25 protein-coding genes are annotated in these 24,675 nt (G+C 38.5%); 22 read left to right on the forward strand and 3 right to left on the reverse strand.

Annotation, left to right across the window (positions count from 1 at the left end):
- Positions 1–180 precede the first annotated feature (180 nt).
- A complete protein-coding gene (locus AX662_RS05115; protein ID WP_002884415.1) occupies positions 181–378 on the forward strand; it encodes a hypothetical protein in 198 nt (65 codons plus the stop codon).
- 77 nt (positions 379–455) lie between these two features.
- Here AX662_RS05115 and AX662_RS05120 read toward each other — a convergent pair whose 3' ends face one another.
- Positions 456–1,196: an amino acid ABC transporter ATP-binding protein gene (locus AX662_RS05120; RefSeq protein WP_060971807.1), complete on the reverse strand. Its 741-nt coding sequence runs from the start codon at positions 1,194–1,196 to the stop codon at positions 456–458.
- Positions 1,196–3,394 carry an ABC transporter substrate-binding protein/permease gene (locus AX662_RS05125; protein ID WP_060971808.1) on the reverse strand — a complete coding sequence of 733 codons (2,199 nt, stop codon included), beginning with the start codon at positions 3,392–3,394 and terminating at the stop codon, positions 1,196–1,198. The genes AX662_RS05120 and AX662_RS05125 overlap by 1 nt, the downstream gene beginning before the upstream one ends.
- 199 nt (positions 3,395–3,593) lie before the next feature.
- Between AX662_RS05125 and AX662_RS05130 the strand changes: the two genes are divergently transcribed.
- The 9 genes from AX662_RS05130 to rpsU all read left to right on the forward strand — a co-directional run bounded on the left by AX662_RS05130 (position 3,594) and on the right by rpsU (position 12,136).
- Positions 3,594–4,529, forward strand: coding sequence for a CPBP family intramembrane glutamic endopeptidase (locus tag AX662_RS05130; protein ID WP_060971809.1), 936 nt, complete (start codon positions 3,594–3,596; stop codon positions 4,527–4,529).
- A gap of 68 nt (positions 4,530–4,597) precedes the next feature.
- On the forward strand, positions 4,598–5,224 hold the full coding sequence (locus AX662_RS05135; protein WP_060971810.1) for a hypothetical protein: 627 nt from the start codon (positions 4,598–4,600) through the stop codon (positions 5,222–5,224).
- Positions 5,214–7,205, forward strand: coding sequence for an excinuclease ABC subunit UvrB (gene uvrB, locus AX662_RS05140; protein ID WP_060971811.1), 1,992 nt, complete (start codon positions 5,214–5,216; stop codon positions 7,203–7,205). The genes AX662_RS05135 and uvrB overlap by 11 nt, the downstream gene beginning before the upstream one ends.
- A gap of 44 nt (positions 7,206–7,249) precedes the next feature.
- Positions 7,250–7,714 carry an 8-oxo-dGTP diphosphatase gene (locus AX662_RS05145; RefSeq protein WP_060971812.1) on the forward strand — a complete coding sequence of 155 codons (465 nt, stop codon included), beginning with the start codon at positions 7,250–7,252 and terminating at the stop codon, positions 7,712–7,714.
- 215 nt (positions 7,715–7,929) lie between these two features.
- Positions 7,930–8,742 (forward strand): transporter substrate-binding domain-containing protein, encoded by an 813-nt coding sequence (locus AX662_RS05150; protein ID WP_014632791.1) that lies wholly within the window; start codon positions 7,930–7,932, stop codon positions 8,740–8,742.
- A gap of 11 nt (positions 8,743–8,753) precedes the next feature.
- A complete protein-coding gene (locus AX662_RS05155; protein ID WP_002884336.1) occupies positions 8,754–9,551 on the forward strand; it encodes a transporter substrate-binding domain-containing protein in 798 nt (265 codons plus the stop codon).
- A gap of 244 nt (positions 9,552–9,795) precedes the next feature.
- The gene (locus AX662_RS05160) at positions 9,796–10,905 is read left to right on the forward strand and encodes an aminotransferase (RefSeq protein ID WP_060971813.1); all 1,110 of its coding nucleotides are present in this window, start codon (positions 9,796–9,798) and stop codon (positions 10,903–10,905) included.
- 67 nt (positions 10,906–10,972) lie between these two features.
- A complete protein-coding gene (locus AX662_RS05165) occupies positions 10,973–11,767 on the forward strand; it encodes a transporter substrate-binding domain-containing protein (protein WP_037601831.1) in 795 nt (264 codons plus the stop codon).
- Positions 11,768–11,959: 192 nt separating this feature from the next.
- Positions 11,960–12,136: a 30S ribosomal protein S21 gene (gene rpsU / locus AX662_RS05170; protein WP_002884573.1), complete on the forward strand. Its 177-nt coding sequence runs from the start codon at positions 11,960–11,962 to the stop codon at positions 12,134–12,136.
- 159 nt (positions 12,137–12,295) lie between these two features.
- Here the strand turns inward: rpsU and mscL are convergent, their stop codons facing one another.
- Entirely contained in the window at positions 12,296–12,676 is a 381-nt protein-coding gene (gene mscL, locus AX662_RS05175; protein WP_037611854.1) for a large conductance mechanosensitive channel protein MscL, read from the reverse strand.
- A gap of 162 nt (positions 12,677–12,838) precedes the next feature.
- Here mscL and dnaG point away from each other — a divergent pair, with 162 nt between their 5' ends.
- The 12 genes from dnaG (at position 12,839) to AX662_RS05235 (ending at position 24,653) form a co-directional block, all read left to right on the forward strand.
- The gene (gene dnaG / locus AX662_RS05180; protein WP_002886808.1) at positions 12,839–14,650 is read left to right on the forward strand and encodes a DNA primase; all 1,812 of its coding nucleotides are present in this window, start codon (positions 12,839–12,841) and stop codon (positions 14,648–14,650) included.
- A 3-nt stretch (positions 14,651–14,653) separates the two neighbouring features.
- Positions 14,654–15,763 carry an RNA polymerase sigma factor RpoD gene (gene rpoD / locus AX662_RS05185; protein WP_002884252.1) on the forward strand — a complete coding sequence of 370 codons (1,110 nt, stop codon included), beginning with the start codon at positions 14,654–14,656 and terminating at the stop codon, positions 15,761–15,763.
- 53 nt (positions 15,764–15,816) lie between these two features.
- Positions 15,817–16,152 carry a metal-sulfur cluster assembly factor gene (locus AX662_RS05190; protein WP_002884757.1) on the forward strand — a complete coding sequence of 112 codons (336 nt, stop codon included), beginning with the start codon at positions 15,817–15,819 and terminating at the stop codon, positions 16,150–16,152.
- A 10-nt stretch (positions 16,153–16,162) separates the two neighbouring features.
- Positions 16,163–17,089, forward strand: coding sequence for a glycosyltransferase family 2 protein (locus AX662_RS05195; protein ID WP_060971814.1), 927 nt, complete (start codon positions 16,163–16,165; stop codon positions 17,087–17,089).
- 4 nt (positions 17,090–17,093) lie between these two features.
- Positions 17,094–18,569, forward strand: coding sequence for a glucosyltransferase domain-containing protein (locus tag AX662_RS05200; RefSeq protein WP_060971815.1), 1,476 nt, complete (start codon positions 17,094–17,096; stop codon positions 18,567–18,569).
- A gap of 85 nt (positions 18,570–18,654) precedes the next feature.
- Positions 18,655–19,506, forward strand: a complete 852-nt coding sequence (gene rfbD / locus AX662_RS05205) for a dTDP-4-dehydrorhamnose reductase (RefSeq protein WP_060971816.1) — start codon at positions 18,655–18,657, stop codon at positions 19,504–19,506.
- 118 nt (positions 19,507–19,624) lie between these two features.
- Positions 19,625–20,878 carry an oligosaccharide flippase family protein gene (locus tag AX662_RS05210; RefSeq protein WP_060971817.1) on the forward strand — a complete coding sequence of 418 codons (1,254 nt, stop codon included), beginning with the start codon at positions 19,625–19,627 and terminating at the stop codon, positions 20,876–20,878.
- Between the two features lie 5 nt (positions 20,879–20,883).
- The gene (locus tag AX662_RS05215; protein WP_003094727.1) at positions 20,884–21,828 is read left to right on the forward strand and encodes a glycosyltransferase family 2 protein; all 945 of its coding nucleotides are present in this window, start codon (positions 20,884–20,886) and stop codon (positions 21,826–21,828) included.
- 17 nt (positions 21,829–21,845) lie between these two features.
- Positions 21,846–22,814, forward strand: a complete 969-nt coding sequence (locus AX662_RS05220) for a glycosyltransferase family 2 protein (RefSeq protein ID WP_060971818.1) — start codon at positions 21,846–21,848, stop codon at positions 22,812–22,814.
- Complete coding sequence (locus tag AX662_RS05225; RefSeq protein ID WP_060971819.1) at positions 22,815–23,531, forward strand: glycosyltransferase family 2 protein; 717 nt, start codon at positions 22,815–22,817, stop codon at positions 23,529–23,531. It abuts the gene before it with no gap.
- A complete protein-coding gene (locus AX662_RS05230; RefSeq protein ID WP_003094173.1) occupies positions 23,531–23,884 on the forward strand; it encodes a DUF2304 domain-containing protein in 354 nt (117 codons plus the stop codon). Before AX662_RS05225 ends, AX662_RS05230 begins: the two co-directional genes overlap by 1 nt.
- Entirely contained in the window at positions 23,877–24,653 is a 777-nt protein-coding gene (locus tag AX662_RS05235) for a glycosyltransferase family 2 protein (protein WP_060971820.1), read from the forward strand. Before AX662_RS05230 ends, AX662_RS05235 begins: the two co-directional genes overlap by 8 nt.
- Positions 24,654–24,675: the final 22 nt, after the last annotated feature.

Below are 24,675 nucleotides of genomic sequence, written 5' to 3' on the forward strand. Positions count from 1 at the left end.
CTCACTAACTGCGCAAAGTCGGTATAATCGACCGACTTTCCTTCGTGTCGTGACCGTGCAAGACTCTCTAAGTGCCAAGCACTTGATAGTCTACGGCAGCCGCTATGGCGGATTGCCTATCAACCTCACTAACTGCGCAAAGTCGGTGAAATATAAAAATATTGAAATAAGAGGTTTACAATGGGAGATAAACCGATATCCTTCAGGGATAAAGATGGGAACTTTGTTTCTGCGGCCGATGTTTGGAATCCAAAGAAACTTGAGGAACTCTTTACACGCTTAAATCCTAACCGAAAACTCCGTCTTGAGCGTGAACGTTTGGCTAGAGAAGAAGCAGCAAAACACCCTGAATTAAATGAAGAAACAGAGCAAGTCTAGCACTTGCTCTGTTTTTTTTTCTTATCCAAATTGGTAATCAAAAACAGCTACTCTAGCAAGAGTAACTGTTGTGATGATTAAGCGTTTAGAACCTTGTCCAAGAATTCTTTCAAACGTGGGTGTTGTGGGTTATCGAAGATTTGATCTGGCGTACCATCTTCGAGGAACTCACCGTCCGCAGTAAAGATTACTCGGTTGGCTACCTGACGGGCAAATCCCATTTCGTGAGTAACGATAATCATGGTCATACCTTGCTCTGCCAATTCTTTCATAACGTTAAGAACGTCTCCGACCATTTCGGGGTCAAGGGCAGAAGTAGGTTCGTCAAAGAGCATGATATCAGGATTCATCGCCAACCCACGTGCAATTGCCACACGTTGTTTTTGTCCACCTGACAAGCTATCAGGTGTAGCATCGGCTTTGTCAGCAAGTCCAACACGATCAAGAAGATCCATAGCTAATTTATCAGCTTCTTCCTTGTTCATACGTCCAAGTTCAACAGGTGCAAATGTTACGTTTTCAAGGACTGTCATGTGTGGGAAGAGGTTGAAATGTTGGAAGACCATCCCGATATTTTCACGGGCTTTGTCAAGATTTGTCTTAGGGTCTGATAATTCATAGCCATCAACGACTACTTTACCAGATGTCACTGTCTCAAGTAGGTTAAGGGTACGAAGGAAGGTTGATTTACCAGAACCTGAAGGACCGATGATACATACAACGTCACCTTCGTAGAATTTGGCGTCAATGCCTTTAAGGACTTCATTGTCGCCGTATGATTTGTGCAAGTCCTGCACATCGATTTTCAATTCAGCCATTATTTAAGTCTCTTTTCTAGTCGTTTAGCCAATTTCGTCAAGCATGTGATGATGACCAAGTAAAGGATGGCCAAGATTGCATACATACGGAATGATTGGTAGTTACGAGCAATGATGATTTTACCAGTTTGGAAAAGTTCAACCAAACCGATAGCTGATACGATAGTCGTATCTTTCAATGAGATAACAAATTGGTTGATGAAGTTTGGCAACATCAAGCGGACCGCCTGTGGCAAGATGACCTTACGCATTGTTGTATTGTAAGGAACACCCAAGCTTCGGCTGGCTTCCATCTGACCAATAGGGACAGCTTCAATACCACCACGCACAATTTCGGCAATGTAAGCACCACCGTTAAGTGAGAGGGCGATTGTTGCTGCCACGAAGTCATTGATTGGTGACTGGTGACCAGTGATGTTTTCAATCAAGTTAGGAATACCCCAGTAGATGAAGGCTGCAACGATCATCAATGGGATACCACGAACCACGTCAACAAAGACTTGTGAAATCACACGAAGTGTCTTGTTTGGTGCAACTGCCATCATACCGAAGATAACACCGATAATCATGGCAATAGCAAATGAAAGAAGGGTCAAACCAAGGGTAATTCCAAGACCTTGGAGAAGTTGTTTGTAGTTGTTTTTAATCAAGCCTACGATGGTTGTTTCATCGGTAGCTTTTTTTGTGCTTCCTTCTTTTGATTTGTTGCTATCGAGGTATTTATTGATAATCTTATCGTAAGTACCATCTTTCACGATAGCAGCCAAACCATTGTTGAACATCTCAATCAACTCAGGATTAGCACCTTTTTTAACAGCAAAGCCGACTTCACCAGTGGCAATACCTTCAATTGGTGTTGTAAAGTTACGCCCTTGTTGGATAGCGTATAGAAGAACGGCTTCATCATCCATAAGAGCATCGATTGAACCAGAGTTCAAGCTGTCGTACATAGTAGAAGCTTCATCGTAAGCACGAACAGTAAAGCCATATTCACCAGCATGGTCTTCCAACCATGAGTAAGATGACGTACCATTTTTAGCTCCTACAGTCTTACCTTTAAGATCCTTGTAAGATTTAACCTTACTTCCTTTAGCTACAGCCAAACGAATGTTTGATGTGTAGTAAGGATCAGAGAAGTCAAAGATTTGTTTACGAGCATCAGTGATGGTCATACCAGCCAATACGGCATCAGCTTGGCTAGATTGTACAGCATTAAGTGATGCATCGAAACCAGGGTTTGTCAATTTGACATTGAAACCTTGGTTTTTAGCAATGGCATTGATGATATCGACATCGATACCTACATATTTACCTGAACCATTTTGGTATTCGAATGGAGCAAAAGATGAGTCCATTGAGATAGTGTAGGTTTCCTTAGCAGGAGTGGCTTTTGCGTTGGCATCACCAGTCAATTTAAGATCTGCTGAAGGTTTTGATGAAGAAGATTTTGATGAGTCACCCAACCATTTGTTCATGATTTTGTCGTAGGTGCCGTCATTCTTCATTTCCTTAAGAGCTTCGTTGAAATCTTTGATAAGATCTTCGTGTTTTCCACCTTTTTTAACAGCGAAAGCGAAGCTACCGATAGATTCAGGCTTAATGTTGATAGCGTAGTCTTTTCCTTGACCAATAGCGTATTTAACAACTGGTGTGTCGTCCATAGCTGCATCAACAGAACCAGAATCCAAGCTATTGTTCATCAAGTCGCTAGTGTCAAAAGTTTTAACAGTGAAACCATATTTGCTAGCATTTTTATCAAGCCAAGTTTGAGCAGCGGTACCGTTTTTAACACCGACTGTTTTACCCTTCAATTGTTTGTAGTCGCTGACTTTATCGCTACTACGTGTGTAGATAACAATTGAGGTGTCGTAATAAGTGTCTGAGAAAGTAAAGACCTTCTTACGTGCGTCGGTAACAGTAGTACCGGCCATAAGGGCGTCAGCTTGACCTGATTGAACAGCATTGACAGCTGCATCGAAACCAGGGAAGGTTTGGTTAACGTCCCAATTTTTACGTTTGGCAACTTCGTTGATAATATCAACGTCGATACCCTTGTAGGTCTGATCAGAATCTTTGAATTCAAATGGGGCATAGGCTGTATCTGAAACGACTGAGATAGTCTCGGCAGATACCTTAGCTCCGAAAACAAAGAAAACTGACATGGCACTCAAGAAGAGTGTCAGAAGTTTTTTCTTCATTATAAAAAGTCTCCTTTATAAAATACCTTCCTATTCTATCAAAAAAAGGTCTTCTTATCAAACTTCTTGGAGTTTGATGTTAGGAAATGTAACAAGGTTCGTTAGATGTGAGAAGAGTTTTAGAAGAATTTGACAAGCTTGTGTCAATTAGTTACACTGTAATCGAATACATGTAAGATTTGTTACAGGAGCTAAAAAAATGAAGAAACGTATGCTTGAGAAATATACTAGCCTATATGATAAAGTCCCAAGTTGGCTTATGATTATGCTGTCCTGTTTTATTGCCTTTGGTTATTTCCTTATAAGTGGATTTCTATCAGGGATTGTTGTGGGAATTCCAATGGCTATTGTTCTTTCGTTCTTAGTATTAAATGGCAACATTCAGTTTCAGGATATACATTCGATTTACTATAAAATATTTTCAACCTTGTATTTTCAGTTGGGAAGTTTTGCCTTCACTGCCTTAGCTATCTTTTTCTGGGTTAAAGTTGTTGAAAAACGTCCCATTCGTACACTTGGATTTTTCAAGGGGCATATTTGGTTGAACTTGCTTAAGGGGTGGGGATTTGGGACTCTACTCTTGTTAGTGAGTTTCCTTGGAACTTATTTACTTGGAGGGTTAGAATTTGTAAAAGTGGACTTTTCTCAGAGAACAATCCTATATATACTATCCCTAATACCTTTCTGGTTTATCCAAGGTGGAACCGAGGAACTGGTGACACGTGGTTGGTTGCTTCAGACGGTGACTAATAGATTGAACCTTTCTTGGGGAATTGCTATTTCAAGTTCTCTCTTTTCGATGCTACACTTGGGAAATCAAGGAGTTACCGCCTTGTCTCTCATCAGTATTGTTCTAGTGGGTGTTCTCATGGCTCTTTACATGCTCAAGACAGATAATATCTGGGGTGTAGCGGCTCTTCACGGTGCTTGGAACTTTGCGCAAGGAAATCTAGTTGGCGTGTCAGTTAGTGGACAAAATGCAGGTGGCAGCTTATTGCACTTTCAGGCCAGGTCAGGCGTGCCTGATTGGTTGTCAGGTGGGGCCTTTGGCCTAGAAGGGAATATCGTTACCTGTGTGGTTCTGTTGGTAGGTATCATCATCCTTCGATTACAATTGAAGAAAGAAAACTTTTAAGGCTGAGTTCAAAGACTCGGTCTTTTTACTTCTGTGTTAAAATAGAAGAAACACTTGGAGGGGACAATATGATAGTTAAGCTTGATAGGGTCATGTTGAAATTGAAAATAGTGGTTGGCTTTATATTTTCCGTCTTGTCTTTATGGATTCTTTGTCCTGAGCTCATTAGAGGTTCTCTCCGTGAAAATCCAGTCAAGCAGTTTCTTGCTATCATTGTTTTATTTTGGCTCTTATTCTCCATTGTTCTTCTCATAGACGGTGTCGTAAATCTCAAAGGTCATGGAAAACTCTTGGAACTTAATGACCATTTTTTGACCTACTACGGCCAAGCATTTGGACGTAAAACCTTTGACATTCCCCTATCCGAGATTGAGTTTGTCAAGAAAGCTTGGTCAACACGGATGGAGGATATTGGACGCTCTTCGACAGTGAGATATTCTTTGAAACGCATCGAGCATGTCTTCGACTATGATGCCGAGGTTGATGATAAAAAGAGATATCAGGTGTTGCTTATCTTCTTCAAAAATGGTGAGACAGCTGTTACCTATGACAAAAAACTTGGTCATCAATCACGGAAGAAACGTGCCTATGTCGCTAAGATGCGAATGATTCAAATTCCGCTTACAAGTGGGGAAATCTTCTCCGACCAAGAGATGAATGATTACATAAATGAAAGGAAAAAGAATGATAGATAGAAAAGAAGATAACCAATTCCATTTGGTTTCTAAATATGAACCTTCTGGGGATCAACCTCAGGCCATCGAAGCCTTGGTAGACAATATTGAAGGTGGTGAGAAGGCTCAAATCCTAAAGGGGGCGACAGGGACAGGTAAGACCTATACCATGAGTCAGGTCATCCAGCGCGTCAATAAACCAACCTTGGTTATCGCCCACAATAAAACCTTGGCAGGTCAGCTTTATGGTGAGTTCAAGGAATTTTTCCCAGACAATGCTGTGGAATACTTCGTTTCCTACTATGATTTCTATCAGCCAGAGGCCTATGTACCGTCATCAGATACCTATATCGAAAAGGACAGCTCTGTAAACGATGAAATTGATAAGCTCCGTCACTCAGCGACATCGGCTCTCCTTGAGCGTAATGATGTTATCGTTGTGGCTTCCGTTTCTTGTATTTACGGTTTGGGTTCGCCCAAAGAATATGCCGATTCAGCAGTCAGCCTTCGACCAGGCCAAGAGATTTCTCGAGACAAGCTGCTAAATGACCTAGTTGATATCCAGTTTGAGCGAAATGACATTGATTTCCAACGTGGGAAATTCCGTGTACGTGGTGATGTGGTCGAAATCTTTCCTGCCAGCCGTGATGAGCACGCCTTTCGTGTGGAATTTTTCGGTGATGAGATTGACCGCATCTGTGAGATTGAAAGTTTGACAGGACGCAATCTCGGTGAAGTTGAGCACCTTGTTCTTTTCCCGGCGACTCACTTTATGACCAATGAAGAGCATATGGAAGAAGCCATCAAGAATATTATGGAAGAGATGGAAGCTCAGGTTAAGCAATTTGAAGCTGAGGGTAAGTTCATCGAGGCTCAACGTATCCGCCAAAGGACAGAATACGATGTTGAAATGCTTCGTGAGATGGGCTACACCAATGGTGTCGAAAACTACTCACGCCACATGGATGGACGTAAAGAAGGCGAGCCACCGTTCACCTTGCTTGATTTCTTCCCAGAAGATTTCCTTATCATGATTGATGAAAGTCATATGACCATGGGTCAGATTAAGGGAATGTATAACGGAGACCAGGCCCGTAAGAAGATGTTGGTTGATTACGGTTTCCGTTTGCCATCAGCGCTTGATAACCGTCCACTTCGACGTGAAGAATTTGAGAGTCATGTGCATCAGATTGTATATGTTTCTGCTACCCCAGGCGATTATGAGATGGAGCAGACTGAGACTGTCGTTGAGCAAATCATCCGTCCGACAGGGCTTCTTGATCCAGAAGTCGAAGTTCGTCCAACTATGGGTCAAATGGATGACCTCCTTGGTGAAATTAATGCTCGTACTGAAAAAGGCGAGCGTGTCTTTGTAACAACTTTGACTAAGAAGATGGCTGAAGACTTGACTGACTATCTCAAGGAAATGGGGGTCAAGGTCAAATACATGCACTCTGACATTAAGACTCTAGAGCGTACTGAGATTATCCGTGACCTACGTTTGGGTGTCTTTGATGTTCTTATCGGTATTAACCTTCTTCGTGAGGGAATTGACGTTCCTGAAGTTAGTCTGGTTGCTATTTTGGATGCTGATAAGGAAGGCTTCCTTCGTAATGAACGTGGACTTATCCAAACAATCGGACGTGCTGCTCGAAATAGCGAAGGTCACGTTATCATGTATGCGGATAAGATTACAGAGTCTATGCAGAAGGCCATGGATGAAACGGCTCGTCGCCGTGAAATCCAGATGGCCTATAATAAGGAGCATGGCATTGTTCCACAAACGATTAAGAAAGAAATTCGTGACCTTATTTCGATTACCAAGGCTAATGAAGCAGAAGTAGCAGAGGATACTGTGGACTACAGTGCCATGAACAAGAAAGAACGCCAAGAAGCCATCAAGAAACTTCAAAAACAAATGCACGAAGCAGCAGAACTGCTTGACTTTGAATTGGCGGCTCAAATCCGTGATATGGTTCTTGAGCTGAAGAGTATGGATTAAGGCTAGTTACATCACTTAGGCATTATAAGTAAGAAAGGAAATATATGTCACGTTCACAAGCAACTATTTTAACCAATATGTGTCTCATCGAAGATGGCCGTGGAAATATCGTCATGCAAATCCGCGATCCAAAGCGTTATTACTGGTCGGGAGCAGCCCTACCCGGTGGCCATATCGAAGCACATGAAGGTCTGGTAGAATCAGTTATCCGTGAGGTTGAAGAAGAAACTGGCTTGACCATCAAAAACCCTAAATTAGTTGGTATGAAGCATTTTTACACGACAGATGATGAGCGTTATCTAGTATTCCTTTATAGAACTTCGGATTTTGAAGGAAAAATCCATTCAACAGAGGAAGGCGAAGTTCGTTGGGTTGCTCGAGAGGAGGTAGCTAATATGGATTTAGCTTATGACATGCTCAATCTGCTACGTGTCTTTGAAGAAGACAATCTCTCAGAACTTTTCTATCGGGAGCGACTCGAAAATGACTTTATCCGAGAATTTTGGTAAGAATATGAACTATTTATTCAAATGAATGAATAGTTTTTTTGTCGTTAAAATCAGATAGGAGAGCTTTAAATAAGTAATTTTTAGATTTTGTAATGACGATAAAATTAATAAAAATGAAAACTTTAATCAATAAAAGTTCATTTTTTCATTGACAAATGCATAATAATACATTATTATACTTACATAAGTTAATAAATATAGAAAAGAGATTGATTATGAAAACATGGAAAAAACTTTTGTTGGGATTTGCAGGGATCTTTGCTTTGACGACTTTAGCAGCTTGTTCTTCGTCGAAGGACACTTTGGAAAAGGTACAAGATAAAGGAACTTTGACAGTTGCTCTTAATCCACACTTTGCTCCTTTTGAATTCAAGACAATCCAAAATGGTAAGGATACGATTGTTGGGGCAGATGTTGAAATTGCTAAGGCCATTGCAGATGAGCTTGGTGTAAAAGTTAAATTCTCTGAAATGTCTTTTGATAATGTCTTAGCCAATGTTCAATCTGGTAAGGCAGACATCGCCATTTCCGGAATCTCAGCCACTGAAGAACGTCAAAAAATCTTTGATTTCTCAGATACCTACTATGAGTCTGAAACGGTTCTTGTTGTCAAAAAAGATGCGACAGGAACTTACAAACAAACCGGTGATTTTGCTAAAAAATCTGTAGCCGTTCAAAAAGGTTCTATTCAAGAAAGTATCGCCAAAGCCAACTTGTCAGATGCTAATGTGGTATCCTTGGCACAACCTGGTGAAGCTATCAATGAATTGAAATCTGGTCAAGTTGAAGGAGTGGTTCTTGAAAAAGCCATTGCACAAGGTTATGTAGACCAAAACAGTGACTTAGCTGTGTCAGACATTACGCTCAAGTCTGATTCAAAAGATGCCTATGCCGTCGCAATGCCTAAAGGAAGCGATAAGCTAAAAGCAAAGGTTAATAAGGTTATCGCTAAACTCAAAAAAGAAGGTAAGATTGACAGCTATGTTAAAGATGCCTATGCTCTTTCACTTAAGAGCTCTACTAAATAAGGGGTTATTATATGAAGAAATTTTGGTTTATCCTTACAGCTCTAGTCGCCACGTGCTTTCTAGTTGCTTGTAGCGGAAGTCAGGGAGTAAGTCCCAAAACGATTAAGGAAAAGAAGAAAATTGTCGTGGCAACAGAATCTGAATTTGCGCCTTTTGAGTTCAAATCATTGGTTAACGGCAAAGATACGCTGGTTGGAGCAGATATCGAGTTGGCCAAAGCTATCGGTGAAAAACTTGGTGTAAAGGTTGAATTTTCCGTGATGTCTTTTGATAATGTTCTTGCTAATGTGCAAAGTGGTAAAGCTGATATCGCCATTGCTGGGATTTCGGTGACAGACGAACGTAAGAAAGTTTATGATTTTTCAGATAGCTACTATACGTCAGAAAATGTAGTGATTGTCAAAAAAGACAAGGTAAATGACTACACAAGCACTGATAGTCTCGCAAAACAAACTGTCGGTACGCAAAAAGGGTCTGTCCAAGAAACCGTTGCTAAGAAACAAATCCCTAAGGCAAGTGTCGTATCACTAGCTTCGAATGGTGAAATGATTAACGAACTCAAGTCAGGACAGCTTCAAGCAGTTGTACTTGAGAAGGCCATTGCAGAAGGTTATATCGCTCAAAATGATGATTTAACCCTTGCCAACTTTAATCTCAAGTCAGATGGCACAGATGCTTATGCCGTCGCAACACGTAAAGGTTCGGATGACTTGCTTAAAGAAATCAATGCCGTCATCAAAGAGACTAAGGACTCTGGAAAATTTGACCAATGGTTAAAAGAAGCATCAACCTACAAACAAAGTAAGTAAATTTAAAACTTCTGAGCACCCGAAACGAGTCAATTTCAGGTGCTTTCATCAACGACGGAAAGTCTCGTTTGGTGTTGGCTTTGCTCACTCAAGGGGAGTCGCCAAAAATTCTTAAATCTAAATGGGGCAATACCCCATTTTTTATTGAATTCTCTGCTAAAAACAGTTATTATCAAAGTAGGTAAGTCTGTCAAAATAGACAAATGACATCGTATAGAGTGCTTAAGAAAAGCAAGGAGAAACTATGAAGCTACCACGTTTTGGTGTTGAAGAATGGCTTAATGTCCATGAAAAATCTGCCATATATGATATCGCAGGAGTTTCAATTAAGGCCCTCACAATGGAAGAATTATTTGACCTGTCAGGCCTTGATAAGGACGCCTTTTTTGCCCAACTACTAAAGAAAAAGATGGATTACGGCTGGATTGAGGGGTCACCAGAGTTCAAGACTCAAGTGGCTAGCTTATACAAGAACATGCCGGTTGATAATATCCTCCAAACCAATGGGGCTACAGGAGCGACGATGCTAGCTCTTTACGCTCTTATTGAGCCTGACGACCATGTCATTTCCATGTATCCGACCTATCAACAGCTCTATGACATTCCTAAGTCGCTAGGGGCAGACGTGGATCTCTGGGAGGTTGAAGAGGACAAGGGCTGGTTGCCTGATTTGGACCAACTCCGTCGTCTGATTCGCCCTAATACCAAGATGATCTGTATTAACAACGCCAACAATCCTACCGGTGCCCTTATGGACGCTGCTTACCTCGAGGAGCTGGTGGCTATCGCTAAAGAAGTAGACGCCTATATCTTCTCAGATGAGGTCTATCTCAGTTTTGACCAGCCTACGCCTTCTATTGTGGATTTGTATGAAAGGGGCATTGCCGTCAATAGTCTGTCAAAGACCTATTCCATTCCTGGTATTCGTGTGGGTTGGGTTGCTTCTAACACAGAGGTGGCGGACATTCTGCGTGACTACCGTGACTACACGATGATTTGTGCGGGTGTCTTTGATGATATGGTGGCTACCCTTGTCTTGGAAAATAAAGAAGCCATCCTAGAGCGTAATCGTCAGATTGTAGAGGAAAATCTAGCTCTTATGGATGAATGGATTGCTAAGGAACCTAAGGCGTCATGGATTAGACCTGCCAGTGTTTCCACATCTTTCGTCAAACTAGATGTGAATCGTCCTATCGAAGATTTTGCTTTGGAGCTTCTTCAGGACTATGGTGTTCTTGTGGTTCCAGGTAACCGTTTTGACAAGGAGTCTCATGTCCGCATCGGTTATTGCTGTGACAAGGAAGTTCTTCAAAAGGGCTTAGAAAAATTGTCGCAATTTCTTAATAAATGTTGACAATGCTACTAATTTTAAGTAAAATAACAAGCGAAAAATTATATTTATACAGGAGTTTCTTATGAAAATGAAAAAACTTTTCCTTGGGGCTATGGCTCTCCTTGCTACTGTGACTTTAGTAGCTTGTGGGTCAAAAAAGGATGCTTACTTATCCATTAAAGAAAATAAAAAACTTGTCGTGGCTGTCAGCCCAGACTATGCTCCATTTGAGTTCAAAACTTTGGTAGATGGTAAAGACCAAGTAGTTGGTTCAGATATCAAGTTGGCACAAGCTATCGCTGATGAACTCGGTGTTAAGCTTGAAGTTACAACAATGAGCTTTGACAATGTCCTTTCTAGCCTTCAATCAGGTAAGGCTGATCTTGCTATTTCAGGTATCTCAGTAACAGACGAACGTAAGAAAACCTTTGATTTCTCATATCCTTACTACGAAACACAAAATGCTATCATCGTTCGCAAAGATCAAGAGTCTACTTACTCAAGTCTTGATGCTTTCAAAGGTAAGAAAGTAGCAGTTCAAAAAGGTACCATTGAAGAAGGCCTTGCTAAGAAACAATTGAAAGATTCAACAGTCGTATCACTTACAGCAATGGGTGAGGCGATTAACGAGGTGAAATCTGGCCAAGTTGATGCTGTTGACCTTGAAAAACCAGTAGCAGAAGGTTACGTGGCACAAAATTCAGATTTGGCTTTGGCAAGCGTTGCCCTCAAAGTTGATGATGGCGATGCAAAAGCAGTCGCTATGGCTAAAGGCAACGAAAGATTGAAAGAAGTAGTCAACAAAGTCGTCAAGAAATTGAAAGCAGATGGTACTTACGACGAGTACATCAAGGATGCTTCTAAATACACAGCAGTTGAATAAATCAGTAGCTAGGGGAGATGCCTCCTCTAGTTTTTGTATAGGAAAAAACTTGGATAGTTTTAGTAGACTTAGAAGTCAACTGTAATAGCAAAAATTCCTAAACTTAAATATATTTCTTGACAGAAAAAGGCGAGTCTTGTATACTTGAATAGAACGTGTAAAATGTTACATTATCTTGAGGAGGTGAATTCAATGTCAAAAACAGTAGTACGTAAAAACGAATCACTTGACGACGCTCTTCGTCGTTTCAAACGTTCTGTGACTAAAGCTGGTACTCTTCAAGAGGCTCGTAAACGTGAACATTACGAAAAACCTTCTGTAAAACGTAAACGTAAATCAGAGGCAGCTCGCAAACGTAAAAAATTCTAATTAAGAATGAAATTAACAGAAAAAAACTTGAGAAGACTCAAGTTTTTTTCTTTTCATCGAATAAATAAGTCAGTTAGTAGTCCTGAGGTACAAAAAAATAAGACGTCTGAGATTTCAGACGTCTTGAGTTTCATATGTCTTTAGTTGAACAAATAAAGATTATTTGTTTGCAAGAAGATCGCGGATTTCAGCAAGCAATTCTTCTTGTGATGGACCTGCTGCTTCAGCAGCATCCTCAGCTTCTTTTTTGCTAAGAGCTGTTGCTTTGCTAGCAGCTTTAACAACGAAGAAGAGAGTAGTACCAACGATGATGAAGTTGATAACTGCGCTCAAGAAGCTACCGTATGCGATACCGTTCCATGACAATTTAGAGAGGTTTTCAACGTTAGCAGCCTTAACAACTGGGTTAAGGATAAGTGGAGTGATGATATCACTTACAAGTGAAGTGATGATAGCGTTGAAAGCAGCCCCCATAACAACAGCTACAGCAAGATCAAGGACGTTACCCTTGAACAAAAAGTCTTTAAGTTCTTTAATCATTTTGACAATGAATCCTTTCTTTTATTTACTTTTAATAGTTTATCTGATTTTGTAAATCTTGACAAGGTATTTGCTCATGAAAAATCAATTTTATTTTACTTTCATTTTTCATCGTGTTATAATTAGGGGTAATGCAATTATGGTAAGATAGGGGGCGATTAGATGGTGATTGATAAAGCTTTAATAGAAGATATTAAGAGCAGTACCAACATCGTCGACGTGATTGGCGAAGTTGTCAGTCTTAATCGTGCAGGTCGCAATTACCTGGGTCTCTGCCCCTTCCATAAGGAGAAAACCCCCTCATTTAATGTTATTGAGGACAGACAGTTTTACCATTGTTTTGGTTGTGGAAAGTCTGGGGATGTCTTCAAATTTTTAGAGGAATACCGTCAGATTTCTTTCCAAGAAAGTGTCAAGGTTCTGGCAGACCGCTTAGGTATTGCAGTTACGATAGACGCACCAAGACAGGCTCAGCAGCAGAATTCTCCTAATCAAGCCTTCTATGATCTTCATGAGGATGCGCTTAAGTTTTATCACGCTGTTCTGATGACGACCAAGATAGGAGAAGCAGCACGTGCCTACCTCTATGAGCGTGGTATGACTGACGATTTACTTAAGACCTTCCAGATTGGTCTAGCCCCTGACGAACCAGATTATCTCTATCAGTCTGTATCAAAAAAATATGATGAAGAGGTGCTGACAGAATCAGGTCTTTTTAATCTTTCTGAAAGTAATCGTCTTTTCGATACTTTTAAAAATCGAATCATGTTTCCGCTTAAAAATGAGTTTGGAAAGACTATCGGTTTTTCAGGGCGTGTTTGGACTAAGGACGATATTGAAAAAGGACAAGCCAAGTACAAAAATACAAGGGCTACCCGTATTTTCAATAAGTCTTATGAACTTTATCACCTCGATCAGGCTAAACCGGTGATTCAGAAGACCCATGAGGTCTATCTGATGGAGGGATTTATGGATGTCATTGCTGCCTATAGGGCTGGGCATGTTAATGCTGTGGCTTCTATGGGGACGGCGTTGACCCCTGAGCATGTTAATCGTCTTCGTAAGTTAACCAAGAAAATTGTTCTGACCTATGATGGTGATAAGGCTGGGCAAAATGCAATCGCCAAGTCTCTTGAGCTTTTATCGGATTTTCAAGTCGATATTGTTAAAATTCCAGACAATATGGACCCTGATGAATATCTACAGAAAACATCCGAAGAGGCTTTGGGGAAACTTTTGGTCGAGTCCCGCATTTCAGATGTGGAATTTTGGATTGGGCAGCTAAAACCTGCTAATGTAGACAATCTTCAAGCAGAGATTGCCTATGTTGAGCAGATTGCTAAGATTATTGCCAAGTCACCTTCTGTGACGGCACAAAATTCCTACATTTCTAAGGTGGCTGACCTTTTGCCAGACTTTGATTTTTTTCAAGTCGAGCAAGCGGTCAATAATGAACGGTTGACCATGAGGAATCAGCAGACGGCTCAATTATCGGCTGCTAGTAATAGTGCTTATGAGTCTTCAGCGTCAGGATTCAGAGGAACGGTCAAACTACCTTCTACACCTAAGATTACAGGTCTTCGTCGGGCGGAAAATCAACTCTTCCATCGTATGCTTAATCATCCTATGATTTTGAATGACTATCGCATGAGAGAGGAGTTTTTCTTCCAAACACCTGAGTTAGAGGAGCTTTATCATATTCTGAAACAAGATGGTCAGATTGATACCGTAGCTTTGTCTCTACTTTCTCAAGAGGTGCAAACAGCCTATTATCAGGTTTTAGAGGAGATTTTACCACCTGAAACTAGTCTTGAAGAAGTTCAGGCTATCGAAGAGCGTAGAAATCATTTTTTGAGGGAACAGGACTTTCGTAAGCAAAGTAAACAAATAAGAGAATCAAGTAACCACGGTGATGTGGATGCAGCGGTGGAAGCCCTGCAGATGCTCATCGCCCAAAAACGAGATATGGAGTAACACATGGCAAAGAAAAAACAAAATACAGCATTTAACGTTCAAGTCGCTGATTTCATTCGTAACCACAAAAAAGCTGGTACAGCAATTGATGATGAAGTCACAGAAAAACTAGTTATCCCATTTGTTCTTGATGCTGATGGGATTGATGACCTTTTGGAACGTTTGACAGACGGTGGTATCTCTATCACTGATAAGGACGGAAATCCTTCATCTAAATATGTTGTTGAAGCCCCAAAACCAGAAGAGTTGACAGACGAGGAGCTTCTTGGTTCAAACTCAGCTAAGGTCAATGACCCTGTTCGTATGTACCTCAAAGAGATTGGGGTAGTGCCTCTCTTGAGTAACGAAGAGGAAAAAGAATTGGCTATCGCTGTTGAAAATGGTGACTTGGAAGCTAAACAACGTTTGGCAGAAGCCAACCTTCGTTTGGTAGTCTCAATCGCTAAACGTTATGTGGGACGTGGTATGCAGTTCTTGGACTTGATTCAAGAAGGTAACATGGGGCTTATGAAAGCCGTTGATAAATTTGACTACTCTAAAGGTTTCAAATTCTCAACTTATGCGACATGGTGGATCCGTCAAGCAATCACTCGTGCTATCGCAGACCAAGCACGTACCATCCGTATCCCAGTTCACATGGTTGAAACTATTAATAAATTGGTGCGTGAGCAACGTAACCTCTTGCAAGAGTTGGGACAAGATCCAACTCCTGAGCAAATCGCTGAACGTATGGATATGACTCCAGATAAGGTTCGTGAAATCCTTAAGATTGCTCAAGAGCCAGTTTCTCTAGAAACACCTATCGGTGAAGAAGATGATAGCCATTTGGGTGACTTTATCGAGGATGAAGTTATCGAAAATCCAGTAGATTACACAACTCGTGTGGTTCTTCGTGAACAATTGGACGAAGTGCTTGATACCCTTACAGACCGTGAAGAAAATGTTCTTCGTCTCCGTTTCGGTCTTGATGATGGCAAGATGCGTACTTTGGAAGATGTTGGTAAAGTCTTCAACGTCACTCGTGAACGTATTCGTCAGATTGAAGCTAAAGCCCTTCGTAAATTGCGCCACCCAAGCCGTAGTAAACAACTTAAAGACTTTATTGAAGACTAAGATAGTAAATGGAAGGGGCCTGATTATTAGGCCCTGATTTTGGAGGAAAAGCTATGTCTGAAGTAAAATACACTGAAGCAGAAATTGAAAAAATCAAGGATCGTATCTTGGAAGCCTTAGAAATGGTTATTGACCCTGAGTTGGGGATTGATATTGTCAACCTTGGCCTTATTTACGATATCCGTTTCCAGCAAGATGGCTATACTGAAATCGATATGACCTTGACGACTATGGGCTGTCCTTTGGCAGATCTTTTGACAGACCAAATTTATGACGCTATGAAAGAAGTGCCTGAAGTCACTAAGACTGAGGTCAAGTTAGTCTGGACACCAGCATGGACTATCGAAAAGATGAGCCGCTATGCCCGTATCGCCCTAGGTATTCGTTAGGAGAAGGCTTATGAAAACACTGGCTATCGTTGTTCCTTGTTATAACGAGGAAGAGACCATCCATCCTTTTTTAGAGGCTTGTCAGGCAGTTGAACGACAAATGGCCAATCAGTTGACTTTCAACTATTATTTTGTCAATGACGGTTCAAAAGATCGCACCTTAGAGGTTTTGAGAGAGGTTTCAAAACAATTTGAGAATGTCCACTATCTCTCTTTCTCTCGTAATTTCGGGAAGGAAGCAGGCTTACTTGCTGGACTTGAGGCAGCCCAAGGCGACTACGTCACAGTGATGGACGCCGATCTTCAGGATCCACCTGAACTTCTTATCGAGATGTATGCCAAAATACAAGAAGGTTACGACGTTGTCGGGACACGACGTGCAGACCGCAAGGGTGAGCCACCTATTCGTTCACTCTTTGCTAAGGTCTTCTATTGGTTGATTAATAAAGTTTCTGACACAGAAATGGTAGACGGGGCACGTGATTTCCGTTTGATGACGCGTCAGGTTGTTGACGCCATCCTTGAGCTTAAGGAAGTGAATCGCTTTTCAAAAGGGCTCTTTTCTTGGGTCGGCTTTGATGTGGCCTACGTCTCTTATGAAAATCGTGAACGTGTGGCAGGAGAAACCTCATGGTCTTTCTGGAGCCTATTGAGCTATTCACTTGATGGCTTTATCAACTTCTCCGAAGTACCGTTGAAGCTTGCCACATGGGCAGGAACCTTCTCATTCTTAATCTCTTTGGTTGGAATTGTCTTTGTCGTTATCCGAAAACTAACTATAGGTGGGAGTGTTGCAGGCTGGGCAAGCCTTGTCTCAATCATCCTCTTTATCGGAGGAATCCAACTCTTAGCCTTGGGAATCATCGGGAACTACATCTCAAAGATTTTCCTAGAAACCAAGAAACGACCGGTTTATATTGTTAAGGAAAAAGGGTGAAGGAATGAGTGGAGAGTTTTTAGGAGTGTTTCATAACTTAAAGGATTATATCAAGAGAAATAAATTTGTTTTATCTCTTATCTTAGGTGTTTATCTTTTAGTTAACATAAACATCAGCTTAGCTGAGTATCCGTACATTGATGATATAGGCCGTCAAATTCTGGGTTATACAGGATTTTCTGAACATTACTCTAGATATTTGAGTGAATTCTCAGCACGTCTTATTCAAGGTGGTGCTCATTTAACGGATCCTGGGCTGACTACAAATATTATCACAGCCTTCATATTAACATTTGCAAGCACGATATTATTGTTTGTACTGTTTCCATCGAAAAAGGTTACTCCAGTTTTAGCCCTAGCTTCAACTGTAATTGGAATAAATCCTTGGTTTTTAGAGCCTTTGAGCTTTAGGTTTGACAACCCATTTATGTCACTAAGTATTTTAGTGTCAATACTTCCTTTTATCTTCTGGGAGTCTAGAAAATTATTTAGCGTATGTTCAGTTGTATGTATTTATCTTATGTGTAATTCATACCAAGCATCATCGGGAATATATATTCTAATGACGCTCACACTGCTCTTTTTAGAGGTAGTTTACAGCGGTAAATTGAATATAAAGAGTTTAATCTGTTCAGTTTTATCCTATGTTGGGGGCATGGCTTTATATAAAATACAAATTACTATCAAGCCACCAATTTTTGCTGATCAAGGAAAAATACCAAGTTTATTACATCTTCCTAGTATTATGCTTGCGAATGCTAAAGGTTATCTGAAAAATATTTATCTTCAAAGCTCGAAAGTTTGGATTCTTTTATTCCTAGTAATACTTATCTTATTAGTGTTTAATATAGTTAGTAGCAGTAGGCAAAAGAAAATTGTAGCGTTAGCTTTTACGTTTGCTTGGTTAGGTTTAGGAAGTATTTTGAGTTATGGAAGTTACTTAATACTTTCAGAACAATTTTATTTGTTGAGACCCAGATATGAATATGGATTGGGAATCTTTGCGTCCATTGTGTTAGTTATTTCTTTAGGAATAACTAATCGAAACCAGATTATTAATATTTTAAAATCTGTATTTTCTAGTTTACTTATCTTTTATTTCCTTGCTTTTTCATTTATTTATGTAAGCAATTTAAAACAACAAAATAATACACTTGAAGTACAAAGTGCTATGCTAGGAAATAGTTTGAACAAGTATCTGAATGATAACAATAATGTGGTCAATATTAATCGTTTTGTTGCTAATTCCCCTATTTATGAAAATGCGACCTTGGTCTATCCAATGATTAGTAGTTTAATTATGCCTAATACTAATGTTTCGTGGGATATGACTATGAGATTTAATGCAATCACAAAATTAAATGTTGATTTTAGACCATTTGATGCAACTACAGTAAATTCAGAGTATAAACAATTAGAAACAACCAAAATGTATAATGTTTATACCAAAGATAATGAACTTTTTGTCGTGATGAAATGATAAATTATATTTTATGAAAGCAGATTTTTTCTGCTTTTTTTGATAAAATTAAAGTGCTATTAATGAAAATTACAAGGAGAAAAATATGATTCTAGTAACAGGTGCAAATGGGCAACTCGGAACTGAGCTTCGTCACCTTCTTGACGAACGTAACGAAGAATATGTAGCAGTAGATGTGGCAGAAATGGACATCACAGATGCTGCCAAAGTAGATGAAGTTTTTGCGGAAGTAAAACCAACCTTGGTTTATCACTGTGCTGCTTACACAGCTGTTGATGCTGCTGAAGATGAAGGTAAAGAGCTTGACTATGCTATCAACGTGACAGGTACTGAAAATGTCGCTAAGGCTGCTGAAAAACATGGTGCAACGCTAGTTTATATTTCAACAGACTACGTTTTCGATGGTGAAAAACCAGTCGGTCAAGAGTGGGAAGTTGATGACAAACCAGATCCACAGACAGAGTACGGTCGTACAAAACGTATGGGTGAAGAGTTAGTTGAAAAACATGTTTCAAGCTACTACATTATCCGTACAGCTTGGGTGTTCGGTAACTATGGTAAGAACTTTGTCTTCACCATGCAAAATCTTGCCAAGACTCATAAGACACTTACAGTTGTTAATGACCAACATGGTCGTCCAACTTGGACACGTACTTTGGCAGAATTTATGACTTATTTGGCTGAAAACCGTAAGGAATATGGTTACTATCACTTGTCAAATGATGCAGCAGAAGATACAACTTGGTATGACTTTGCGGTTGAAATCCTTAAAGATACTGATGTTGAAGTGAAACCTGTTGATTCAAGCCAATTCCCAGCTAAAGCTAAACGTCCACTTAACTCAACAATGAGTTTGGCTAAGGCTAAGGCTACAGGGTTTGTCATCCCAACATGGCAAGATGCTTTGAAAGAGTTTTACAAACAAGAAGTGAAATAAGAATACTTAATGAGCTTTTTAAGTTAAAAGAGAGAACGTGTGTCATGCTGTTCTCTCTTTTTTCATTGAGAATATGATATAATTAATGGAATATAGTTATCGAAAGAGAGTGAAATAATTGAAAAAAGTAACTGCCCAAAAGGTATTTTTCTGGAATATTTTAGGAAGTATGTCTTCAGCTGCTGTTTCAGTTATACTTCTTTTTATTGTTACACGTGCTTTAAATAGTGCTTCAGCGGATACCTATAGTTTTGCCTATGCGATTGCGAATCTCTTTGTTATTGTAGCAAGTTTTCAAGTTAGAGATTTCCAAGCAACAGATATAAGAGAGAAGTATTCTTTTGATACTTATTTCGTAACAAGGATTATTTCAAACGTTGCAATGGTTCTTCTTTTAGTGACGTATTTAATTTTTAATACTAATACTCACTCAAATATAGGGATAATTTTTTGGGTATCTTTTTTCCGTGTTAGTGAAGCTTTATCGGATGTTTTTCAAGGATTATTTCAACAGAAGGAACGTTTGGATATTGCCGGGAAATCACTGTTTTTGAGAAATACTATTTCAACAATTGTATTTGCTTTAACTCTAGTCATCTCAAAAAATCTATTGTGGTCCGTGATTTCACAAACTATTAGTTCATTTGTTTTTATTGCTCTATTCGATTACCCTCATTCAAAGTTCTTCCATCGCTTAAATCTTATGAGTGTTAAGCCGAGTAATATTATCAATGTATTGAAAGATTGCTTACCTTTATTTATTAATGCTTTTTTGTTGGTCTCAATTTATAATCAGCCTAAGTATGCTTTGAATGATATTTTTAATCAAGGTTTGATTGGAAATGGTGTTCAGCGAGATTTTAGTATTTTATTTACACCAATTTTTGCAATGAATCTTATGATTGTATTTCTTAGACCGATGATTACGCAACTTGCAGTCTTTTTAGAAGAAAAGAAGATTTCTCATTTTGTCACTTACAAGAATAATCTCTTCAAGATTTTATTTGGAACTTGTACATTAATATTTCTAATTGGTGCTTTTATAGCCATTCCAGCTTTGGATATTGTATATGGGACTAACCTTAAACAGTATCAGACTAGTTTTGTTGTTTTGTTGCTTGGAGGAATTGCAAGTACTTTTTCAACTGTATGTGATAACATTTTGACAATATTTAGGAAACAACATTTTTTAGTTATTTCCTTTATTGTAGGCTATATTGTGTCAATCTTAACTGCCAAGCCTCTAGTGTCGAAATTTGAAATTTTTGGAGCCTCATTATCATTTCTTTGTGCGATGATAGCATGGCTACTTGCTTCTCTAGTAATTTATTTTGTAACAAATCCATATACAATCTTTAGAAGGAAAAAATAATTGACATGAAATTTTCTATCATTATTCCAGCATATAATGTGGCAGATTATTTAGAAAACTGTGTAGAGAGTATTCTTAAACAAACATATGATAATTATGAAGTCATAATTGTAAATGATGGTTCAACAGATGAGACAGGTAAAATAGCTGATGATTTGTCATTACAATTTAAACAAATTAATGTAATTCACCAATCTAATGGAGGTGCTTCAAAAGCTCGTAATACAGGGATGAAAGAAGTTGTTGGTGATTATATTTTATTTTTAGATGGTGATGATTTTTGGAGTGATATCTACTTTTTAGATCAGGTTGCTAGTGAACTAAATAAGCAACTAGTAGATGTTGTTATTTTTGGTTATAGTTATTACTATGATAATGAAATTAAAGAGATTCCAGTTTCTCGTTTAAACGACTTAATCGAAGCTACTAATTTTGGATTATTCAATGGTCCTAATTGGAATAAATGTATTTCTAAGGAATTAATTAATAAAGAGTTAAGTTTTCCTGAAGATTTAGTCTCTGAAGATAGTTTGTACTGTTCATCAATAATGAAGATGATGGAAAGTTTTTCTGTAATTAATAGCACTCAGTATATGTATCGTCAGAACAGAGTTGGAAGTTTAACAAATGTAGTGAAAGAAAGAAATGTATTAGATACTCTTAAGGGAATTAGTAGAGGTTTATCTGATGAAAAGTCATTATCTGAAGTTAAACGTAAAGCCCTAAACACCTATTTTACAATTTCTTATATTTCAATTCTTCCTTACGCTAGGCCATATTTATTTAACCAAGAAATACGTGATTTGTTAATTCAATATAAGTATTTGTTGAGAAATTCAAGTCATATAAACAACAAATCATTTAAAATGACAGGTATCTTTGCTTCGATTTTGGGAATTAATATCTCAACAAGGTTATTTTCTCACCTTCTGAAATTTTATAAAAAATAATAGATAGAAAGTATAATATGTCTAATCCAACCGTTTCAGTCGTAATTCCTGTATATAACGCACAAGAGGGAATTAAACAATGCCTGGATTCTCTTCTAAATCAATCATTTACAGATTTTGAGATTATTCTGTTAAATGATGGCTCTACAGATAATAGTTTAGAAGTTATTAAAAAGTATGCAGCTGATAATGATTTTATCCGAGTAATTGATAAAGAAAACGAGGGAGTTGCTAAAACCAGAAATAAGGGTATACAACTTGCTAATGGAAAGTACATTGTATTTATCGATAATGACGATTTTGTTGATTCAGATTATTTAGAGCGTTTTTATAATGAAATAGATCAAGAACAACTAGATATTGTTCTTGGTGGTTATAAGCGTGTTAATCAGGAAATAAAGACGCTTTTTAAACAAGATTTAACACAATCTGAATGGTCTAAGTATATAGTCGTTGCACCTTGGGCACGTATTTATCGAACTTCGTTTTTAACAGATAATAATATTCAGTTCTTTGATTATCCAATAGGTGAAGATGTTATCTTCACTTTGACTGCTTACAATCTAACAGAAAGAATTAAAATAATTGATTATAATGGCTATAATTGGTTTTTTAATGAGAAGAGTATATCAAACACATCTCAAAGAGGGTTTAATCCGAATATAGATATTGTGTATTTCTTGAGTCACTTGCTTCAAGTTGCTGGTGATTCAAAATATATTCGCTATTTTATTAAACGATATTACATATGGTACTTACTCTTTTCTGGAAGAGCAGCTTCAAGTTCATCGTTTATGGATCAATATAGAAGAATTAAGCAATGGATTTCTAAAGAAAATCTTGATTCAAATTTAACACCATTATCATCTGAGATAACTGGAGAAAGAATTCAAACAGTTATTTCTGTAATGGCTTTTAGAACTTTGGAACGCTTAAGATTAGTTTCACTGTTTTCGATATTTTACTGTAAAGGAAAGGAGAAGTAGTTGAGAGTTTTAATGATAATTCCTGCCTACAATGAGGAGGAAAGTATTTTTGACACGGTAACGAGTATCTTGAATTACCGCAAGAAAGTTGATTTTGATTTGGACTATGTTGTTATCAATGATGGATCAACAGATAAGACAAAACAAATTCTGGAAGATAATCATTTTAATGCGGTTAATCTCGTGATGAATCTTGGAATTGGCGGTGCAGTTCAAACAGGATATAAATATGCACTAGAGCATGACTATGATGTAGCAGTTCAATTTGATGGCGATGGCCAGCATGATATTGAATCCTTGTCAGATTTGCTAGAACCAATTCGAAAAAATGAAGCAGACCTAGTTATTGGTTCTCGCTTTGTTGGTGATGTTAAGTCTGAATTTCAAACAACTTTTATGAGGCGCTTCGGAATTAGTGTTATTTCCAACCTTATCAAATGGACAACTGGACAAAGAGTTTTAGATACAACTTCGGGGTACCGTTTGGCTGATAAAGATGTTATTAAACAGTTCGCTAAGCGTTATCCAATCAAGTATCCAGAACCAGAAACTATTGTTCATATTTTGAAACGTAAATATCGAGTTGTTGAACGACCAGCAAATATGTTTGAACGTACTGGTGGTGTTTCTTCCATTACGCCAATTAAATCGATTCGATATATGCTTGAAGTGTGTTCGTCGATTGTTATTGCAGCCTTTATGAGGGAGAGTGAATAATGTCAGTTTTATCTATTGTGATGTTGGTAGCTTCCATCTTTTTCCTTTATCTAGTCATTAGAAATATCAATAAGAACAATATCTTATTTGAACAGGCCTTCATGTGGATTGTCATCAGTCTGGTAATGATTGTTATTTCGATTTTTGATGTTATTCCAGTTTATTTTGCAGGATTACTTGGATTTGAACTGACTTCGAATTTTTTGCTGTCGCTTGCTATCTTTTTCTTGTTGGTCATCGCTTTCCTACAAACCATGACTTTATCGAAACAAAAAGAGCAGATTAAACATTTAGTTCAGGAATTATCTATTCTAAAAAGTCATGTAGAAGAGAAAGAGGAAAAGAATGAATGATAATCATACTTGGGTAATTTGCGCTTATGGAGAAAGTGATTATCTTGAAGCCTGTATTCAATCTTTGAAAAATCAAACTCTTTATTCTCAAATTATCTGTTATAGTTCAACGCCACTTGATTCGATTAAGGAACTTTGCCAGCGTTATGATATCCCATTTTATACTAAACAAGGTGGGGGGATTGGTAAGGATTGGAATAATGCCATTTCTTTTGTAGGAACAAAATATGCTACTATCGCCCATCAGGACGACTACTATGAGCCAAGATATGCAGAAAAAGTATTGGCCAAGATGGAAAAAACTAGTGATGTTCTAATCGGATATTCTGATTATTTTGAAGAAAAAAATGGTCTTAAGATCCCTGCAAATACAAACCTCAAGATTAAAACCTTGATGCTAAAAACAATGAATCTTTTTCCTAGTAGTCATTTTTGGCGTAACCGCGTAATGGCCTTTGGTAATCCAATTTGTTGTCCAGCTGTCACCTATAACCTTGAAAAATTGAAGAATTTCTATTTTGATGAGGGAATGAAGGTCAGCCTTGATTGGTATGCTTGGTATAAGATTAGTGAATACGAGGGACGTTTTGTTTATGTGTCAGATAAGCTAATGTGTCACCGAATTCATGAGGAATCTGAGACTTCTAAGACTATTGCTGATAATACTCGTAGTAAAGAAGATTTGTATATGTACCAACTCTTTTGGCCAAAATGGATAGCAAATATTCTTATGAAACAGTATGTAAAAAGTCAGAAGACGAATGGGTAACTATAGTTGTTATTACGAGAGT

Origin of the sequence: Streptococcus sp. CCH5-D3 (assembly GCF_001556435.1) — a bacterium.
GTDB lineage: Bacteria > Bacillota > Bacilli > Lactobacillales > Streptococcaceae > Streptococcus.

Excerpts from the sequence above, each read along its gene's own strand:
- AX662_RS05115 (WP_002884415.1), top strand. The coding sequence starts at position 181 with ATGGGAGATAAACCGATATCCTTCAGGGATAAAGATGGGAACTTTGTT.
- AX662_RS05120 (WP_060971807.1), bottom strand. The coding sequence starts at position 1,196 with ATGGCTGAATTGAAAATCGATGTGCAGGACTTGCACAAATCATACGGC.
- AX662_RS05125 (WP_060971808.1), bottom strand. The coding sequence starts at position 3,394 with ATGAAGAAAAAACTTCTGACACTCTTCTTGAGTGCCATGTCAGTTTTC.
- AX662_RS05130 (WP_060971809.1), top strand. The coding sequence starts at position 3,594 with ATGAAGAAACGTATGCTTGAGAAATATACTAGCCTATATGATAAAGTC.
- AX662_RS05135 (WP_060971810.1), top strand. The coding sequence starts at position 4,598 with ATGATAGTTAAGCTTGATAGGGTCATGTTGAAATTGAAAATAGTGGTT.
- uvrB (WP_060971811.1), top strand. The coding sequence starts at position 5,214 with ATGATAGATAGAAAAGAAGATAACCAATTCCATTTGGTTTCTAAATAT.
- AX662_RS05145 (WP_060971812.1), top strand. The coding sequence starts at position 7,250 with ATGTCACGTTCACAAGCAACTATTTTAACCAATATGTGTCTCATCGAA.
- AX662_RS05150 (WP_014632791.1), top strand. The coding sequence starts at position 7,930 with ATGAAAACATGGAAAAAACTTTTGTTGGGATTTGCAGGGATCTTTGCT.
- AX662_RS05155 (WP_002884336.1), top strand. The coding sequence starts at position 8,754 with ATGAAGAAATTTTGGTTTATCCTTACAGCTCTAGTCGCCACGTGCTTT.
- AX662_RS05160 (WP_060971813.1), top strand. The coding sequence starts at position 9,796 with ATGAAGCTACCACGTTTTGGTGTTGAAGAATGGCTTAATGTCCATGAA.
- AX662_RS05165 (WP_037601831.1), top strand. The coding sequence starts at position 10,973 with ATGAAAAAACTTTTCCTTGGGGCTATGGCTCTCCTTGCTACTGTGACT.
- rpsU (WP_002884573.1), top strand. The coding sequence starts at position 11,960 with ATGTCAAAAACAGTAGTACGTAAAAACGAATCACTTGACGACGCTCTT.
- mscL (WP_037611854.1), bottom strand. The coding sequence starts at position 12,676 with ATGATTAAAGAACTTAAAGACTTTTTGTTCAAGGGTAACGTCCTTGAT.
- dnaG (WP_002886808.1), top strand. The coding sequence starts at position 12,839 with ATGGTGATTGATAAAGCTTTAATAGAAGATATTAAGAGCAGTACCAAC.
- rpoD (WP_002884252.1), top strand. The coding sequence starts at position 14,654 with ATGGCAAAGAAAAAACAAAATACAGCATTTAACGTTCAAGTCGCTGAT.
- AX662_RS05190 (WP_002884757.1), top strand. The coding sequence starts at position 15,817 with ATGTCTGAAGTAAAATACACTGAAGCAGAAATTGAAAAAATCAAGGAT.
- AX662_RS05195 (WP_060971814.1), top strand. The coding sequence starts at position 16,163 with ATGAAAACACTGGCTATCGTTGTTCCTTGTTATAACGAGGAAGAGACC.
- AX662_RS05200 (WP_060971815.1), top strand. The coding sequence starts at position 17,094 with ATGAGTGGAGAGTTTTTAGGAGTGTTTCATAACTTAAAGGATTATATC.
- rfbD (WP_060971816.1), top strand. The coding sequence starts at position 18,655 with ATGATTCTAGTAACAGGTGCAAATGGGCAACTCGGAACTGAGCTTCGT.
- AX662_RS05215 (WP_003094727.1), top strand. The coding sequence starts at position 20,884 with ATGAAATTTTCTATCATTATTCCAGCATATAATGTGGCAGATTATTTA.
- AX662_RS05220 (WP_060971818.1), top strand. The coding sequence starts at position 21,846 with ATGTCTAATCCAACCGTTTCAGTCGTAATTCCTGTATATAACGCACAA.
- AX662_RS05230 (WP_003094173.1), top strand. The coding sequence starts at position 23,531 with ATGTCAGTTTTATCTATTGTGATGTTGGTAGCTTCCATCTTTTTCCTT.
- AX662_RS05235 (WP_060971820.1), top strand. The coding sequence starts at position 23,877 with ATGAATGATAATCATACTTGGGTAATTTGCGCTTATGGAGAAAGTGAT.